Annotated in this window: 15 protein-coding genes; 2 read left to right on the top strand and 13 right to left on the bottom strand. The window is 51.2% G+C overall.

The window, feature by feature from the left end; all coding sequences use genetic code 11:
- Positions 1-21 precede the first annotated feature (21 nt).
- The 6 genes from EZJ44_RS08990 to xerD are packed head-to-tail and all read right to left on the bottom strand — an operon-like array spanning position 22 to position 5,858.
- Positions 22-1,815, bottom strand: a complete 1,794-nt coding sequence (locus EZJ44_RS08990) for a prephenate dehydrogenase (protein WP_165496094.1) — start codon at positions 1,813-1,815, stop codon at positions 22-24.
- Positions 1,815-2,570 carry a pseudouridine synthase gene (locus tag EZJ44_RS03340; RefSeq protein ID WP_131280081.1) on the bottom strand — a complete coding sequence of 252 codons (756 nt, stop codon included), beginning with the start codon at positions 2,568-2,570 and terminating at the stop codon, positions 1,815-1,817. Before EZJ44_RS03340 ends, EZJ44_RS08990 begins: the two co-directional genes overlap by 1 nt.
- Complete coding sequence (gene scpB, locus EZJ44_RS03345) at positions 2,567-3,133, bottom strand: SMC-Scp complex subunit ScpB (protein ID WP_131280083.1); 567 nt, start codon at positions 3,131-3,133, stop codon at positions 2,567-2,569. Before scpB ends, EZJ44_RS03340 begins: the two co-directional genes overlap by 4 nt.
- Positions 3,130-4,041 carry a segregation and condensation protein A gene (locus tag EZJ44_RS03350; protein ID WP_131280085.1) on the bottom strand — a complete coding sequence of 304 codons (912 nt, stop codon included), beginning with the start codon at positions 4,039-4,041 and terminating at the stop codon, positions 3,130-3,132. The genes scpB and EZJ44_RS03350 overlap by 4 nt, the downstream gene beginning before the upstream one ends.
- Positions 4,025-4,882 carry a ParA family protein gene (locus EZJ44_RS03355; RefSeq protein ID WP_131280087.1) on the bottom strand — a complete coding sequence of 286 codons (858 nt, stop codon included), beginning with the start codon at positions 4,880-4,882 and terminating at the stop codon, positions 4,025-4,027. The genes EZJ44_RS03350 and EZJ44_RS03355 overlap by 17 nt, the downstream gene beginning before the upstream one ends.
- Positions 4,883-4,913: 31 nt before the next feature.
- The gene (gene xerD, locus EZJ44_RS03360; protein WP_191088399.1) at positions 4,914-5,858 is read right to left on the bottom strand and encodes a site-specific tyrosine recombinase XerD; all 945 of its coding nucleotides are present in this window, start codon (positions 5,856-5,858) and stop codon (positions 4,914-4,916) included.
- 129 nt (positions 5,859-5,987) lie between these two features.
- On the opposite strand from xerD, the gene tkt reads away from it, so the two are divergent.
- Positions 5,988-8,063, top strand: a complete 2,076-nt coding sequence (tkt, locus tag EZJ44_RS03365; RefSeq protein WP_131280089.1) for a transketolase — start codon at positions 5,988-5,990, stop codon at positions 8,061-8,063.
- Between the two features lie 15 nt (positions 8,064-8,078).
- Positions 8,079-9,176, top strand: coding sequence for a transaldolase (gene tal / locus EZJ44_RS03370; RefSeq protein WP_131280091.1), 1,098 nt, complete (start codon positions 8,079-8,081; stop codon positions 9,174-9,176).
- A 124-nt stretch (positions 9,177-9,300) separates the two neighbouring features.
- Here tal and secG read toward each other — a convergent pair whose 3' ends face one another.
- The 7 genes from secG to rapZ all read right to left on the bottom strand — a co-directional run bounded on the left by secG (position 9,301) and on the right by rapZ (position 15,980).
- On the bottom strand, positions 9,301-9,546 hold the full coding sequence (gene secG, locus EZJ44_RS03375) for a preprotein translocase subunit SecG (RefSeq protein ID WP_131280093.1): 246 nt from the start codon (positions 9,544-9,546) through the stop codon (positions 9,301-9,303).
- Positions 9,547-9,656: 110 nt separating this feature from the next.
- Positions 9,657-10,433, bottom strand: a complete 777-nt coding sequence (tpiA, locus tag EZJ44_RS03380; protein ID WP_131280095.1) for a triose-phosphate isomerase — start codon at positions 10,431-10,433, stop codon at positions 9,657-9,659.
- A 1-nt stretch (position 10,434) separates the two neighbouring features.
- A complete protein-coding gene (locus tag EZJ44_RS03385; protein WP_131280097.1) occupies positions 10,435-11,628 on the bottom strand; it encodes a phosphoglycerate kinase in 1,194 nt (397 codons plus the stop codon).
- An 88-nt stretch (positions 11,629-11,716) separates the two neighbouring features.
- Positions 11,717-12,721 (bottom strand): type I glyceraldehyde-3-phosphate dehydrogenase, encoded by a 1,005-nt coding sequence (gene gap, locus EZJ44_RS03390; protein WP_131280099.1) that lies wholly within the window; start codon positions 12,719-12,721, stop codon positions 11,717-11,719.
- Between the two features lie 277 nt (positions 12,722-12,998).
- Positions 12,999-13,988 carry a DNA-binding protein WhiA gene (gene whiA / locus EZJ44_RS03395; RefSeq protein WP_131280101.1) on the bottom strand — a complete coding sequence of 330 codons (990 nt, stop codon included), beginning with the start codon at positions 13,986-13,988 and terminating at the stop codon, positions 12,999-13,001.
- An 83-nt stretch (positions 13,989-14,071) separates the two neighbouring features.
- Entirely contained in the window at positions 14,072-15,031 is a 960-nt protein-coding gene (locus tag EZJ44_RS03400) for a gluconeogenesis factor YvcK family protein (RefSeq protein WP_131280103.1), read from the bottom strand.
- 4 nt (positions 15,032-15,035) lie between these two features.
- Positions 15,036-15,980, bottom strand: coding sequence for an RNase adapter RapZ (gene rapZ, locus EZJ44_RS03405; protein WP_131280105.1), 945 nt, complete (start codon positions 15,978-15,980; stop codon positions 15,036-15,038).
- Between the last annotated feature and the right edge of the window lie 60 nt (positions 15,981-16,040).

Below are 16,040 nucleotides of genomic sequence, written 5' to 3' on the forward strand. Positions count from 1 at the left end.
TCGTCTTCAATAAAATCTTGTTCAGCCACGGGATACCTCCGTTGTAAGCGTTTCGATTGCAGAAACTACTTGATCAATCGTCAATTCCGAAGAATCGATAGTGGTCACGCCGTCCTGCGCAGTCATAAATTCAGACACAGTCGAATCATCGCGGTCCCGTCGCAATACTTCGTCACGGGTGGCTGCGAGCGAGCTTTCGTCGTCGCTCCCCCGCACTTCCAAAGCACGACGACGTAGCCGTGCGTCCTCCGAAGCGGTAAGCAACACGCGCACATGCGCATCTGGGGCGACGACGGTGGTGATGTCGCGTCCTTCTGCCACGATTCCCCTGCCGTTAGAAAAGCTGTTCGGATCCTGAGCTTGGGAGATGATATCGCGCTGCCGCTCTTTCATATTGGCGCGCACATCGAGATTGGTGGCCACTTTGGACACTACTTTAGACAAGTCCGAAGTGCGGATATCGGACGAGATATCGGTACCACCACAAACAAAGCGTGGATTTTCAGGATCGAGACTAATCTCGAGCGGCATCGCGAGAGTTGCCTCGTATACAGCCTGCTGATCGTCGAGATCAATACCTTCATGCAGTGCCCACCACGTTGCGGCACGGTACATTGCGCCTGTATCGAGATACGCCAAGCGTAGCTTCTTCGCGAGCATTCGTGACACGGTAGATTTTCCGGATCCTGATGGGCCATCAATAGCTACTACGAGAGGCATGGCATCCTTCCTTGACATATTTATGATTTGCCAACCTCTTTGTTCGAGGCCAACTTCGAGTTCATGAGCTTTAGCTGGTATTACCGACAGCAATGCGCGACCAGCTGGTTGTTGAGGCGAATGCTCCAAACTAAAGTCTTCAATATTGACGCCAATTTCGCCCACTTCAGAGAAGAGTCGGCCAAGCTCAGCCGGTTTATCTGGCACCAAAACAATAACTTCGGCGTAACGGGTTGGCGCCCCTCCGTGTTTACCAGGAATTCGTGCCACGCCAGCATTTCCATTGGCGATGGTACGTGAAATAACGTCAAGACCTGAACCTGAATCAATAGCGCAGATGAGTGCCGATAAATCTTGGCGAATGTCTTGTAAAATCCGCGAAATTTCTGTCCGATTTTCCGAAATAATCGACGTCCATAACAGCGGATCCGATTGCGCGATACGGGTGACGTCGCGTAGACCTTGGCCCGAAAGTTCAAGTGACGACGATTGCTCACTCACCAGTGAACTAGCAAGTAACGAGCTCATGATCTGCGGAACGTGCGAGACAACTGCCACGGCTCTGTCATGCTCGATTGCACTCATAGTGATGAGCGCTCCGCCCATATCAACAGCTAAATCTCGCACGGCACCGATCGCTACCGACGAGGATTTCTCCCCTGGAACAACTACCCACGGTCTGCCAATGAAAAGGTCCGCATCCGCCGCGATAGCGCCTGAGCGTTCTTTGCCAGCCATAGGGTGCGAGCCAACCCAGCGATGTGCTTGTGGATGAGAGCTCAAGCCCGATGCAATTTTTGACTTCACTGAGGAAACATCTGTGATTATCGCATCCGGGAATCTATCTAGTGCTGCGGAAACTACCGAAATCGTGACATCAGGTGGTACTGCTACTACTACAATGCTCGGATCGTTAACAGGTTTGGTTGAGCCGGCCCCAAGGTCTTGTGCAAGATTCGCGGCAATTGGCGAAGCATCTTCGAGGTGGACGTTTACACCCTGCGTCCGCAATCTCAGACCGATTGAGGTACCCAAAAGACCAGTGCCGATAATAAGCACTGGTGAGTTGGTAAGCGCAGGGGATGTGAAATCCATTAGAGATCCACCAGATTCATCAAAGCGCTGAGCTCCGACCCGCCAATCACGCGGGTTTGCCCAGGCTTGAGACGACCAATTGTGATGTTGCCAAAGCAGGTGCGCACCAATTCCATTACTGGATGCCCCACTTCGTCCATAATGCGGCGCACGATACGGTTTCTTCCCGAATGCAACGTGACCTCAATAATAGAGTTCTTACGTGCAGATTCGCGCAGGACGAATTCATCAACTTTAACTGGACCATCTTCAAGCGTAATTCCCTTCTCGAGAACTTTACCGAGACCTCGGGTAACAGTGCCCTCTACTCGAGCGATGTACGTCTTTGGCACTTCGAAGGAAGGGTGCGTCAAACGATGCGTCAACTCGCCGTCGTTCGACAGCAAAATCAAACCTTCGGTATCGACGTCAAGGCGTCCAACGTGAAAAAGACGTTCGGCTCGGTCTTGTACAAAATCTTGCAAGGTCTTGCGTCCCTGATCGTCTTGCATGGTTGAGACTACGCCCGGTGGCTTGTACAGTGCTACCGTAAGTTTTGATTCGTCAACTTGTATGCGGTTTCCGTCTACATGGATCGCTACACGGCTTGGATCAACACGGATACCGAGCTGCGTTACGATATGTCCATCAACGCTCACGCGACCTTCTTCAATAAGTTCTTCACAGGCGCGCCGCGAACCAACTCCGGCATGCGCTAAGACTTTCTGGAGACGCTCCCCCTCAGGATCATGTAAATTTTGCGTAAATCGGCTCATCGTATTTCCTTTTCGACGTCTTCTAAGTCTTCGTTGTCGGGCAAATAAGGTGCGAGAGGTGCTAATTCCGCCAAAGAATTCATACCCATTCGTTCCAAAAAGTAATCAGTAGTTCCATACAGGCTGGCACCAGTTGCAGCTGTTGTGCCAACTTGCTCAACAAGCCCGCGAGTTTGCAATGTTCGAACTACCGAATCTACCTCAACTCCGCGAATTGCCGCAATCTGTGCACGTGTTACCGGTTGCCGATAAGCAATTACTGCGAGGGTTTCCAATGCCTGTACTGAAAGTTTATTGGATTGCCCCGCCGTTACAAAGTTTCCCACGATGTCCGCGTATCGCGGGTGTGAATAATAGCGCCAGCCTCCCCCGACTTCGCGCAAAATAAAGCCACGAGCGACTGCGGAATCTGACTCATATTCGTGAGCAAGTGCACGAAGTAAAGTGTCGGTTTCCGCCTCGGTAATGCCCAATGCCTGTGCCAATGCGGATGTTGTGATTGGTTCTTGAGCAACCATCAAGATTGCTTCAAGTGCGCCTTTGAGGAACGAACTATCGCTCATGGAACCTCCGCTATGTCGTGTGAGTCTACTGCGTCTGCTGGATATGAATCTGCTGGATATGAAGCGGAACGGGACGCCTGTGAAATCGGTGTGTCTGCGCCGTCAGGCGATATTTGGGTTCCACTCATGGCAGGCTCAATGCGGGTCAACACCAAAGTGCCAAGTGGAGAATCTTGTTCAATGGCAAGCTCACCAGCACGGATGAGCTCTAATACTGCCAGAAAACGAGATACGACAGTTGGGATATTTCGCGCGTCGGCGCACACCTGTGTAAAGGAAATTCTATCGCCGATAAGTAACCGTTCACGCAACAGTATCACCTGAGAATCTACCGGAACCAAGGGATCGTGCAGATGATCTAATGTTACCCCAGCAGATTTTCGTGTTAGTGCCTGAGCTGCGTATATAGCTAAATCTGTAGCATCCACGTTGAATTCTAGTTCCGGCAGCATACTCCGAAAATGTGGCTCAAGATCAACAATTCGCGGAAAGGATAGTGATTGCTGCTGGAACCTCACCGCGATATCAACAGCAACTTCTTTAAAGGCTCGATATTGGAGTAACTTTGCAAATAATAAATCGCGCGCCTCAAGTAGCTCGATTGTCTCGGCGTCGTCCTCTTCGTGCGGAAGGAGACGGGCAGCTTTCAGATCCAACAAAGTAGCCGCGACTACCAGAAATTCGGAAGCACCTGATAAATCAAGTTCCTCTTGTTTTGCCACGAATGCCAAAAATTCGTCCGTTACCTGTGCGAGCGCCACATCCGTAATATCGAGCCGATGTCGAGCGATCAGCGAAAGAAGCACGTCAAATGGACCTTGAAAAACATCCAGATCAACGGCAAAAGTATCTTTAGTTTCAGTGAAGAGATCTTCCTGAACAGGTGCGTTACTAGGCGCTGGCACCACGAGCGATCAGCTCTCGTGCCAGCCGCTTGTATGCGAGTGAGCCTGGATGTGACGGTGCAAAAGTCGTGATTGGCTCGGCGGCGATAGTCGCATCTGGGAATTTCACGGTGCGTGCGATCTTGGTATCGAAAACGAGCTCGCCAAACCGCTCTTCGACCAGCTGGATAACCTCACGCGCGTGGATCGTGCGGGTATCGACCATCGTGAGCAGTACGCCGTCGATCTTCAGCCGTGGGTTGAGGCGATCTTGGACGCGCTCAATTTGGTCAACCAAAAGCGCCACACCGCGCATAGCAAAAAATTCTGCTTCAAGCGGGATAAGGACGCCGTGTGCGGCAGTAAGAGCATTGACCGTGAGCAGACCTAAGGATGGTTGGCAATCGACAATGATGACGTCGTATTCGTCAAGCACCGGACGCAACACCCGAGTGAGCGATTGCTCGCGCGCCACTTCGTTGATAAGTTGGATTTCTGCAGCTGAGAGTTCAATATTTGCCGGAACAATATCGAGACTTGGAACCGATGTTTGGCAGATAACTTCGCGTACATTCGGCTTCGCAGCAATCATTTCGTTGTAGATCGTGCGTTCGAGAGCATTTGCGTTAATCCCAAGGCCTGCTGAAGCAGCCCCTTGTGGATCGAAGTCAACGAGAAGCACTTTGCGGCCATAACCTGCCAATGCAGCAGCTAGATTAATCGAGGTGGTCGTTTTTCCAACGCCGCCCTTCTGATTGCACATGGCAATAATGCGGGCAGGACCGTGCCCGTTAATATCAGGTGGCAATGGGAAATCTCGCTCCTGATTAATCTCGTCTAGAAAAGATGTCTGTTCTGAACTCACAGTAATAATCTACCCGAAATTTTTCGAATACTCATTTATGCCGAGCCCGTGGATGCGCATTGGCATAGACTTCTTGCACGGTATCGAGGCTGACTTTTGTGTAAATCTGTGTGGTTGTGACCGAGGAGTGACCGAGCATTTCTTGGACGATTCTTACATCTGCTCCGCCTTGTAGCAGATGAGTTGCAAACGAGTGGCGGAAAGTGTGAGGAGAGATACCCGTGATATCAACACGCTGCGCAACTTCTTGGATAATCCCCCATGCAGATTGGCGTGAGAGTGGCTGACCTCGTTTGTTCAGGAAGACGGCGGAGGCTCCTTTTCCTTTGTTCGCCAGGATTGGACGTGACCTCACCAAATACTGCTTTATCGCGTCGAGTGCATAGGAGCCTAAAGGCAGGATTCGCTCTTTGCGCCCTTTGCCGAAGAGACGAATAGCCGCTTGGTCGAAATCGATGTCGTCAATGCTCAAAGCAGTTATTTCTGAGATACGTGCGCCAGTACCGTACAAGAGCTCAAAGAGAGCGTGGTCGCGTAGGGAAATTGCGTCGTCGCCAATCATTGTGGCATCAATGAGTTTTTGCATCTGAGCGATGGAGATCGCTTTCGGTAAGCGGCTCGGCATTTTGGGTGGGTGCACGTCCTTGGCCGGATTATGTGGACTAATTCCATCAAGCACCAAGAACTTATGAAAATTTCTCACCGAAGCAAGAACACGATTGACGCTTGCTGCCGAAAGCGTTTTACCGGAAAATCCGGTTTGCAAGCCTTCGAGGAAGGACTCAACATCTGATTCAGATACGTCAACAAAGCTCGATATTCGCCGTGCATGCACAAAATCGAGATAGAGCTTGAGATCGGCCGAATAAGCCGCAACTGTGTGCTTTGATAAGGCGCGTTCAACCCGTAAATGGGCGATATATTGGCTCACTGGCTTGGTCAATGCAGTCGAAGGTACATCGCTAGCTGTTGGCATCAGACACACCTTTCGAATTTCTTAAAGTCCTACGCATATTCCCCGACAAGACTATATCCTTATTAGTGGAAGACATTCATTATAAGCCAATTTAACCTGCGTATTCGCATGGTTGTCAGGAGCCAATACATGGAAAAGCTAAACTGGACAGAACTTGATCAGCGCGCAGTTGAAACTGGTCGCGCCTTGGCGGCTGATGCTGTGCAAAAGGTGGGCAATGGACACCCTGGTACAGCAATCTCACTCTCACCGCTGGCTTACATGTTGTTTCAAAAAGTGATGCGTCACGATCCTGCCGACGCCGAATGGCTGGGTCGCGATCGTTTCGTGCTTTCTGCAGGACATTCCTCGCTTACGCTGTACAACCAACTGTATTTTGCCGGCTATGGTTTGGAACTCACTGATCTTGAAGCTCTGCGCACTGAAGGTTCGCTTACACCTGGACACCCAGAGTACAAGCACACGAAGGGCGTGGAAATGACGACCGGTCCCTTGGGACAAGGTCTCGCCTCCGCCGTCGGTATGGCAATGGCTGCACGCAGAGAACGCGGCTTGCTTGACCCAGACGCTCCTGCGGGCGAAAGCCCCTTTGACCACTTTGTTTATGTGGTCTCTGGCGAGGGATGTCTCCAGGAAGGCGTGACTTCGGAAGCCTGCTCCTTGGCAGGTACGCAGAATCTTGGAAATCTGATCCTAATTTTCGACGAGAATCAAATTTCGATTGAAGACGATACGAAGATCGCGTTCTCCGAAGACGTTTTGAAGCGATACGAAGCTTATGGTTGGCACACTCAGGCTGTGAACTGGCGCAAAGAGGGCGGTTACGAAGAAGACCTAGATGCGCTTTACGCAGCGATTCAAGAGGCGAAGTCGGTCACTGACAAGCCGTCTATTATTAAGCTTTCGACGATCATTGGTTGGCCTGCACCAACTAAGCAAAACACTGCAAGCGCCCACGGCAATGCCCTTGGTGCAGAAGAAATCCGCGCTCTCAAGGAGATCATCGGCCTTGATCCGGATGTTGATTTTGGCGTTGCGCCAGAGGTTGTTGAGCACACTCGCGCTCAAGCAGCACACAACGCCCAAGTAGCTCGCACAGCTTGGGACGCAAAGTTTGACGCATGGAAATCGGCAAATCCTGAGCGCGCTGCATTGCTGGAGCGATTGCTCAAGCATGAATTACCGCAAGGCTGGGAGGCTGAACTCCCCGTATTTGAAGCGGGTAAGTCGATAGCAACACGCGCGGCATCTGGCGAAGTGCTTTCGGCAATCAAAGACGTGCTACCAGAGCTGTGGGGTGGCTCGGCCGATCTCGCTGGGTCAAACAACACCACAATGAAAGGTGAGCCTTCATTCTTGCCGGCAGAGCGTTCGTCGGCTGCGTTCTCAGGAAATGAATATGGACGTACCTTGCACTTCGGTATTCGCGAGCACGCCATGGGTTCTATTCTCAATGGAATTACCTTGCACGGTCTAACCCGTGTTTATGGTGGAACATTCTTTGTGTTTGCAGATTATCTGCGCCCAGCTGTGCGCCTTGCGGCGATCATGAACGTTCCTTCGATCTTCGTATGGACTCATGACTCTATTGGAGTTGGCGAGGATGGTCCAACCCACCAGCCAATTGAACATCTGTGGGCATATCGTGCGATTCCGAATTTCGATGTGGTGCGCCCAGCTGATGCTAATGAAACTGCGTATGCATGGCGCGGTATTTTGGAGCGCACGGACCGTCCAGCAGGACTCGTGCTTACGCGCCAGAATCTCCCAGTGATTGAGCGTGGTGATGCGGAGTACGCTTCGGCAGAAGGAACGTTGCGTGGTGCGTATGTGCTCGCTGATGGTTCCGACGTCGTACTCATCGCCACCGGCTCGGAGGTGCCAGTTGCGCTGGAAGCTCGTGAAGCGCTTGCTGCTGAAGGCATCTCAGCTCGCGTCGTTTCGATGCCGTCCCTCGAGTGGTTCCGGCAGGAATCGAAGGAATACCAGGAGGAAGTAATTCCGACGACGATCAAAGCGCGAGTTTCGGTCGAAGCAGGTTCCACGTTCGGCTGGGCAGGCATCGTCGGAGATGCTGGTCGTAGCGTTGGCGTGGATCATTTTGGAGAATCCGCTGCTGGCAACCGCCTGTTTGAAAAATATGGAATCACTGCTCAAGCGGTAGTTGCGGCAGCAAAAGATTCGCTTGCATCAGTAAACATGTAATCACAGGAGCACGACATGGGAAAAATTGATGAACTTCGCCACGAAGGCGTATCTGTTTGGCTCGATGACCTCTCACGCGAACGCTTGAATAGCGGTAACTTGTCTCATCTTATTGAGACTGCCGGTGTGGTTGGTGTCACTACCAATCCAGCAATTTTCCAAGCTGCGATTTCTCATGGTCATGGCTACGGTAGCGCGATTGAGGAGCTTGCTTCTCAAGGCAAGAATGTTGAAGACGTGATTTTTCAACTTACTACCGACGACGTGCGTCAGGCTTGCGATGTTTTCGCCCAGATTTACGCAGAATCTGGTGGCGTGGATGGTCGCGTCTCAATTGAAGTTGATCCGCGTTTGGCGCGAAAGGGCGAGCAAACATACTTGCAAGCCAAGAAACTTTGGGAGATTGTTGATCGTCCAAATTTGATGATCAAGATTCCAGCCACTAAGGAGGGTTTGCCTGCGATCACTCGGGCAATTTCCGAAGGAATTTCGGTAAACGTGACGCTGATTTTCTCAGAAAAGCGCTACCGTGAGGTTGCCAACGCTTATATTGCCGGTTTACGCCAGGCACATGAGGTCGGTCTAGATCTATCAAAGATTCATTCTGTTGCTTCGTTCTTTATTTCGCGCGTTGATTCAGAGATTGACGCTCAGCTAGAAGCCATGGGATCGCCAGATGCACTGGCCATGCGAGGTCGCGCTGGTTTAGCTAATGCTCGGGTGGCTTATGGAGCGTTTATGGAGATCTTCGAAGAATCCGAAGAATTTAGCAAGTTGCATGAGCTGGGTGCAAATGTACAAAGACCGCTCTGGGCATCCACTGGGGTAAAAAATCCGAACTACTCCCCTACGATGTATGTTGATCAACTTGTATCAAAGCATGTGGTTAATACAATGCCGGAGGCGACGCTACATGCCACTATCGAGTCTGCCAACATTACAGGTGACACTATTCGCGACTCCGTTTATGCTGGACAGCGCACTATCGAGAAGATTATCCGCTTGGGTGTTGATTTCGATAAAGCAATGATCAAGCTCAAGAATGACGGTGTTGAAAAGTTTGAAATTGCCTGGAATGAACTTATCGAAACTGTTGAGAAGGCAATGAGATAATTGGGCATTTGAGCCTAAATCGGGCATTGCCTGAGTAGACTGGTGGGGCGGTTTCTAACACGCGTTACAGCGTTAGAAACCGCCCCACCACTATAAGTCGATACTGCGAGATCAGCTATATATTTCAGCCACCAAACTTGGTGATCAATCCGATCAACGCAATGACGATGAACCAGGTGATTGCCACACCGATAGTGATTCGATTCAAGTTGCGTTCTGCTACACCAGACGATCGCATTGAGGTGGAAAGCCCACCGCCAAACATATCTGAAATACCGCCACCACGACCCTTATGCAAAAGCACGGTTGCAATAAGCAAAAGGCTGGTGATTACAAGAAGAACCGAGCAAATAATCAAAATGGTTTTCAACAGTCCACTACTTTCAGAATAATGTGTATGCGCTGTCTGATGGCACTAGCCACATCTTACAAGATGTTTGTGGGTTACGAAAATCTATTCGTAACCCACAAACAAGACAATCACGCCTGATATGTAACAATCTTCGCGAATTCATCAGCCTGCAATGAAGCACCACCAACGAGTGCACCATCGACATCAGGCTGAGCCATGATTTCCTGAACGTTCGAAGACTTCACTGAACCGCCGTATTGAATACGAACAGCTTCTGCGGTAGGAGCATCGAAAAGCTCAGCAATCTTGGAACGGATTGCACCACAGACTTCTTGAGCATTCTCAGGAGTTGCTACTTCGCCAGTGCCAATTGCCCAGATTGGTTCATAAGCAATGACCGACTTAGCTACTTCTTCGGCAGAAAGTGGAGCGAGCATCTCTTCGATCTGGCCAAGCACGTATTCAACGTGGGTGCCTTCCTTGCGGATATCGAGAGCCTCACCACAGCACATGATCGGGATAATGCCTGCGTCGAGAGCTTTCTTTGCCTTCTGTCCAACGAGAGCACTCGTTTCGCCATGGTATTCACGACGCTCGGAGTGTCCAACAACCACGTACGAAACGCCGAGCTTCGTGAGCATAGCGGTCGAGATTTCGCCAGTGTAAGCACCTGCATCGTGAACGGAAACGTCCTGAGCTCCGTACTTGATTTCGAACTCGTCGGCTTCGATCAGCGTCTGTACTGAACGGATATCAGTGAAAGGCACAATAACGGCACCTTCAACAGCGGCGAAGTCGTGCTTGAGATCCTTGAGCGTCCAAGCCAGCTTTTGTACGAGCGCGGTAGCCTCAAGATGATCGAGATTCATCTTCCAGTTACCGGCCATCAGTGGTGTACGTGTCATTTCAGTCCTCCAAAACTGAGATGCCTGGCAGTACCTTGCCCTCGAGGTATTCGAGGGAAGCGCCGCCGCCAGTTGAAATATGGTTAAACTTTGATTCGTCGAAGCCTAGGGTGCGAACAGCTGCTGCTGAATCGCCACCGCCGACAATCGTAAATCCGTCGGCATCCTGCATCGCTTGCGCTACTGCGCGAGTTCCAGCTGAGAAGTTCTCAAACTCGAATACACCCATTGGGCCATTCCACACAATTGTCTTGGAATCAGCCACAGCCTGTGAGTATAGCTCAGCAGACTTTGGACCAATATCGAGGCCCATTTCGTCAGCAGGAATCGACTCAGAGTCGTGCACAGATGGCGTTGCATCTGCCTTGAACTCCTTAGCAGTTACGTTATCTACAGGAAGGAGAAGCTCAACGCCGTTTGCAGCTGCCTTTTCGATGTACTGCTTAGCGGTCTCAACCTGATCTTCTTCCAACAACGACGTGCCGACTTCGTAGCCCTTAGCCTTGAGGAATGTGTATGCCATTCCGCCGCCGATAAGAAGGCGATCAGCTTTTTCAATGAGGTTATTGATGACGCCGAGTTTATCCGATACCTTCGAACCGCCAAGTACTACCGTGTAAGGACGCTCAGGATTGTTGGTTGCCTTCGAGAGGGAATCAATTTCCTTGAAAACGAGCTCGCCTGCTGCTGATGGAAGCTCCTTCGCGATGTCATAAACCGAAGCTTGCTTGCGGTGTACAACACCGAAACCATCAGACACGAAAACATCTGCCAGCGAGGCGTATTCTTTGGCGAGAGCCTCGCGCTCGGCGTCGTCCTTTGAGGTCTCACGCTTGTCGAAACGCACGTTCTCCAAAAGAACGACGTCGCCTGGTTTCATTTCGGCCACGAGCTTGTGTGCACTGTCGCCAACGGTGTCCTGCGCGAGCTTAACGTCTACACCGAGAAGTTCAGACAGACGTCCAACAACAGGCGCGAGTGAGAACTCAGGATTAACTTCGCCCTTTGGACGTCCGAGGTGGGCAGCTACAACAACCTTTGCTTGGGCAGCAAGCAACTTGTTAATGGTAGGAAGTGCAGCACGAATACGACCGTCGTCGGTGATATTCTTCTGTGCATCAAGTGGAACGTTGAAATCTGAGCGTACAAACACAGTCTTGCCGGCGAGATCGCCGAGTGTATCGATAGTCCGCATAAAAAATCCTTAATAGGTTGTGGCTTGAGATGGCGAGTGCCCGCACACAGATGCACGGGCACTCAACCAATTTTCATGACACGTCAGATCAGAGCTTCGAAGCAACGAGCGACGTAAGATCAACGAGGCGGTTGGAGTAACCCCACTCGTTGTCGTACCAAGAAACAACCTTAACCTGGTTGCCAATAACCTTGGTGAGACCTGCGTCGAAGATCGAGGAGTGTGGATCGGTTTCGATGTCCTTCGAAACGATTGGATCCTCGGTGTAAGCCAAGATTCCCTTGAGCTCGCCTTCAGCAGCCTTCTTAACTGCAGCGTTAACCTCTTCAACGGTCACTTCGCGTGCAGCCTCGAAGGTGAGGTCGGTTGCGGAACCGGTTGGTGTTGGAACGCGAAGTGCGTAGCCATCGAACTTGCCCTTGAGTTCTGGAAGTACGAGAGCAACAGCCTGTGCAGCACCGGTCTTGGTAGGAACGATGTTCAGTGCAGCAGCGCGCGAGCGGCGAAGATCCGAGTGAGGACCATCCTGTAGGTTCTGATCAGCGGTGTAAGCGTGAACGGTGGTCATGAGACCCTTCACAATACCGAACTCCTCATGGAGAACCTTAGCCAAAGGTGCGAGGCAGTTGGTGGTGCAAGAAGCGTTCGAGATGATGTTGTGCTTCTCTGCGTCGTAGTCCTTGTCGTTTACACCGAGAACGAACGTTGCGTCTTCGTTCTTTGCAGGAGCGGAAATGATAACCTTCTTAGCTCCAGCTTCGATGTGAGCCTTAGCGTCCTCAGCGTTGGTGAAACGACCGGTGGACTCGATAACGATGTCCACGCCGAGCTCGCCCCAAGGAAGATCAGCTGGGTTGCGCTCAGCAAGAGCCTTGATTTCCTTGCCACCAATGGAGATGGAGTCATCGGTGTAGGTTACCTCTTCGTCAAGCTTGCCGAGGATTGAGTCGTACTTGAGCAAGTGTGCAAGAGTCTTGTTGTCAGTAAGATCGTTTACTGCCACGATCTCGAAATCTGCACCTGCAGCCAATGCTGCACGGGTGAAGTTGCGGCCAATGCGGCCAAATCCGTTGATTCCAACGCGAATAGTCACTCTTAATCCTCCTTGTACACAGATGTGTACGTAGTATGAGATTGCATCGCGGACTGATTCCGCGATCTCACGAAAACGCTTGCGTTTACCGATGATATCTGTAAACGTCGAACGTTCCCGATCCGTCCTTAATACTACCGTGATCTTTAACTATTTCACAGGACCAAAGGGAATTTTTACGTACGACTTTCACCGAAAGCATATTACCGTCGATATGCCTTGAAACATTGGGTACAAGACCAATAATCTCGGCCGATCAGAATTGACTTGAAGCGGCCTAATCCAAGTAAGAGTTGGCACCTGATTCAGATACGACATCGAGCGTCGTCGGGATTCCTAGCTCAGTTGCGCGTTTATCTGCCATCGTGTTCAGACGGCGAAGCCGTCCAGCAACGGCGTCTTTCGTGGCAGGTGGGTTGAGGCGCTCCCCCAACAAATTCAAAGAATCTTCGGGATACTTGATGCGATACTCGCCTGCTTCACGCAAATTGGCGGGAACGTCGTCGCCCAAAATTTCAAAGGCGCGTTTGACGCGAATGACTGCAACTACCGCTGCATCAGCACTCCGACGCATATTGGCGTCGTCGAAGTTCGCCAAACGGTTTGCATTGCCATTTACTTCTCGTTCTGTGCGCAGTTCTTCCCAACGCAATACGGCATCGCTGGCCCCCATCCGCGCAAGCATCGCCGAGATGGCATCGCCCTCGCGGATATCTACGCGATGAGCACCTCGCGATTCGCGTGCGCGGTATGGAATATCTAGGCGGCGCGCGAGCCCACCAATAGCATACGCCGCTTCAAGTGAAGGACAGGTAACTTCCAAAGCTGCATTGCGACCTGGCTCTAAAAGCGTGCCACGAGCCAAAAATGCGCCTCGCCAAGCAGCGGCAGCATCGGCTTTCGAACCACCAACAATTTGTGGCGGTAACCCCCGCACCGGGCGTCCTTTCGGATCGAGAAGTCCAAGTCTACGGGCAATACGCTCGCCATTTTGTGCAATTCTTAAAATGTAGTGGTTGCCGTTTTTCATGGAATTTTTTACCGCAATGAGCTCAGCTTCAATGCGATAGATCTTGTGGATGAGCTCCCACAGATGCCGAGCAGCGCCAGGATGAGTTAGTTCTGCTTGTAAAGTGACAATTCCAGAATTGATGTGCAGTCCGCCTGCAAATCGAAACATCGTAGAAATTTCAGCCACCATCGACGACGCAAGCTGTGGATACACACCTGCGATTTCATCCTTAACAGGCTGAGTTAATGCTGGCATTGTTCTAACTTTCCCTCCGTGCAATTCTGTGTGATTGCCGAATAATCAATATGTTCCATAAATTGCAAAATACTAAATGTAGACTAGTCACTCACAGCGAAATCTACAAACAGTTGTCGATAAGCGGCGGCAAGGTTGAGATGATCGTGGCAGCCTCGATGTTTTACGTCCGCTACATGGTGCGCAAATACTTTTGCACCGCACAATGCCGCGGCAGAATCGAGTTCATTCCAGTCACATTTTGCACTGGCATCCATAATGACTGCATCAAGGCGCAAATCAGGGGCATGATCGTGGAAACTACGCACATGATCTGCGGGAGTCATCGTTACTGTTTCTGCGTCAGCCACGAGATTAATAACCAAGGCTTTACGAGCAGGTGATTCAATAAGAGCGCGATGGATTTCTGGCACCATCAAATGTGGAATCACGGACGTGTACCACGACCCGGGCCCGAAAATCACCCAGTCAGCGGCCGAAATCGCTTCTAGAGCTTCGGACACTGCCGGTGGATTGGTTGGTGAGATACGAATTGCCTCAATATCAGCGTGCGAGCGCGCAATAGAAACCTGTCCGTGAATCGTTTCCAATCCGTTTTTTGTGCGGACATCAGCCTCAATATCGATCGGAACAGCCGCCATCGGCACAACTCGACCCTTCACGTCGAGCAACCGCCCAACCCAATCCAAACCGGCCATGGAATCATCCAAAAGTTCCCATAGTCCAGTAATCAAAAGATTGCCAAGAGAGTGACCATTCAGTGGCCCTTGCGAGGAAAAACGATGTTGCAGCACGTCGCGCCAAGTCTGACCCCATTCGCCGTCGTCACACAACGCCGAAAGCGCCATACGTAAATCGCCTGGAGGCAAGACGCCAAGTTCCTCGCGTAAGCGACCAGACGATCCGCCGTCGTCAGCCACAGTGACGATAGCGGTGATATTGCGTGTCAAAATTTTTAGTGCTGAGAGCGAAGCGTATAGACCATGCCCACCGCCGAGTGCCACAACCTTTTGTCCGCGCGAACCAATAGCAGAGCTAGGCATGAGTTTACTCCCGACCCAAATCACGGTGGAGCGTTCGCACAGGTAAGCCTCGTGCACTGAACTGAGCAGAAATTTCCTCAGCCATTGCCACTGAACGATGTTTTCCGCCGGTGCATCCTACTGCAATTGTGACATAGGGTTTGAGTTCGCGTTCGTAGCCGTGGACAATATCTGCAAGCAGATCGACGTACTTGTCTGCAAAGCTCTGTGCGCCATCAATCGATAGTACAAAATCTCGTACTGGCTCATCTTTTCCGGTGAGATGCCGAAGCTCTGTCACCCAATAAGGATTTGGCAAAAATCGTACGTCCACCACATGATCGGCATCCACTGGCAAGCCATATTTGAATCCGAATGACATCACCGTTAGGTGTACGCGTGCCTCTTGTTCTGAACTCACGAGTTCGCGAACTTTACGGGCGAGATCGTGTACGGAGAGAGTTGTAGTGTCGATGACGACGTCGGAGCGGAGGCGCAAGCCTTCGATCACGTTGCGCTCGTGCACGATTCCATCCAATAACCGGCCTTTGCCTTGCAACGGGTGTGGACGGCGTACCGATTCGTAGCGTCGCACCAATTCTTCGTTGCTCGCGTCCAAGAACAGTATGCGATAGTTCGTATTGGAATCGTCCAGTTCTTTCAACACGCCCATGAGCTCTTGGAAAAACTCTCGTGTTCGCACATCAACAACGCAGGCGAGCTTCTTTACACCACTCTGCGCAGTCACTAATCGCGCCATTGCAGGCAAAAGGCTTGGCGGAAGGTTGTCGATTACATACCAGTCGAGATCCTCAAGGGTAGCGCCAGCGCGAGTTCGCCCAGCACCAGACATACCAGTGATAATGATGATTTCTGGTACATCTGCGGCAGGGAGTTCTGATTGCAAATCAAGTTTGGCAATACCGACTGGGATTCTGCCGGTGTCGTTGATGTCGAAAGTTTCGCTCATACCTCTATCGTGCCATGTAGTGGCGCATCATGCCTAGGCGGATTTGTAGCCAGCTCATGA

Origin of the sequence: Arcanobacterium bovis, from assembly GCF_004331995.1 — a bacterium.
GTDB lineage: Bacteria > Actinomycetota > Actinomycetes > Actinomycetales > Actinomycetaceae > Arcanobacterium_A > Arcanobacterium_A bovis.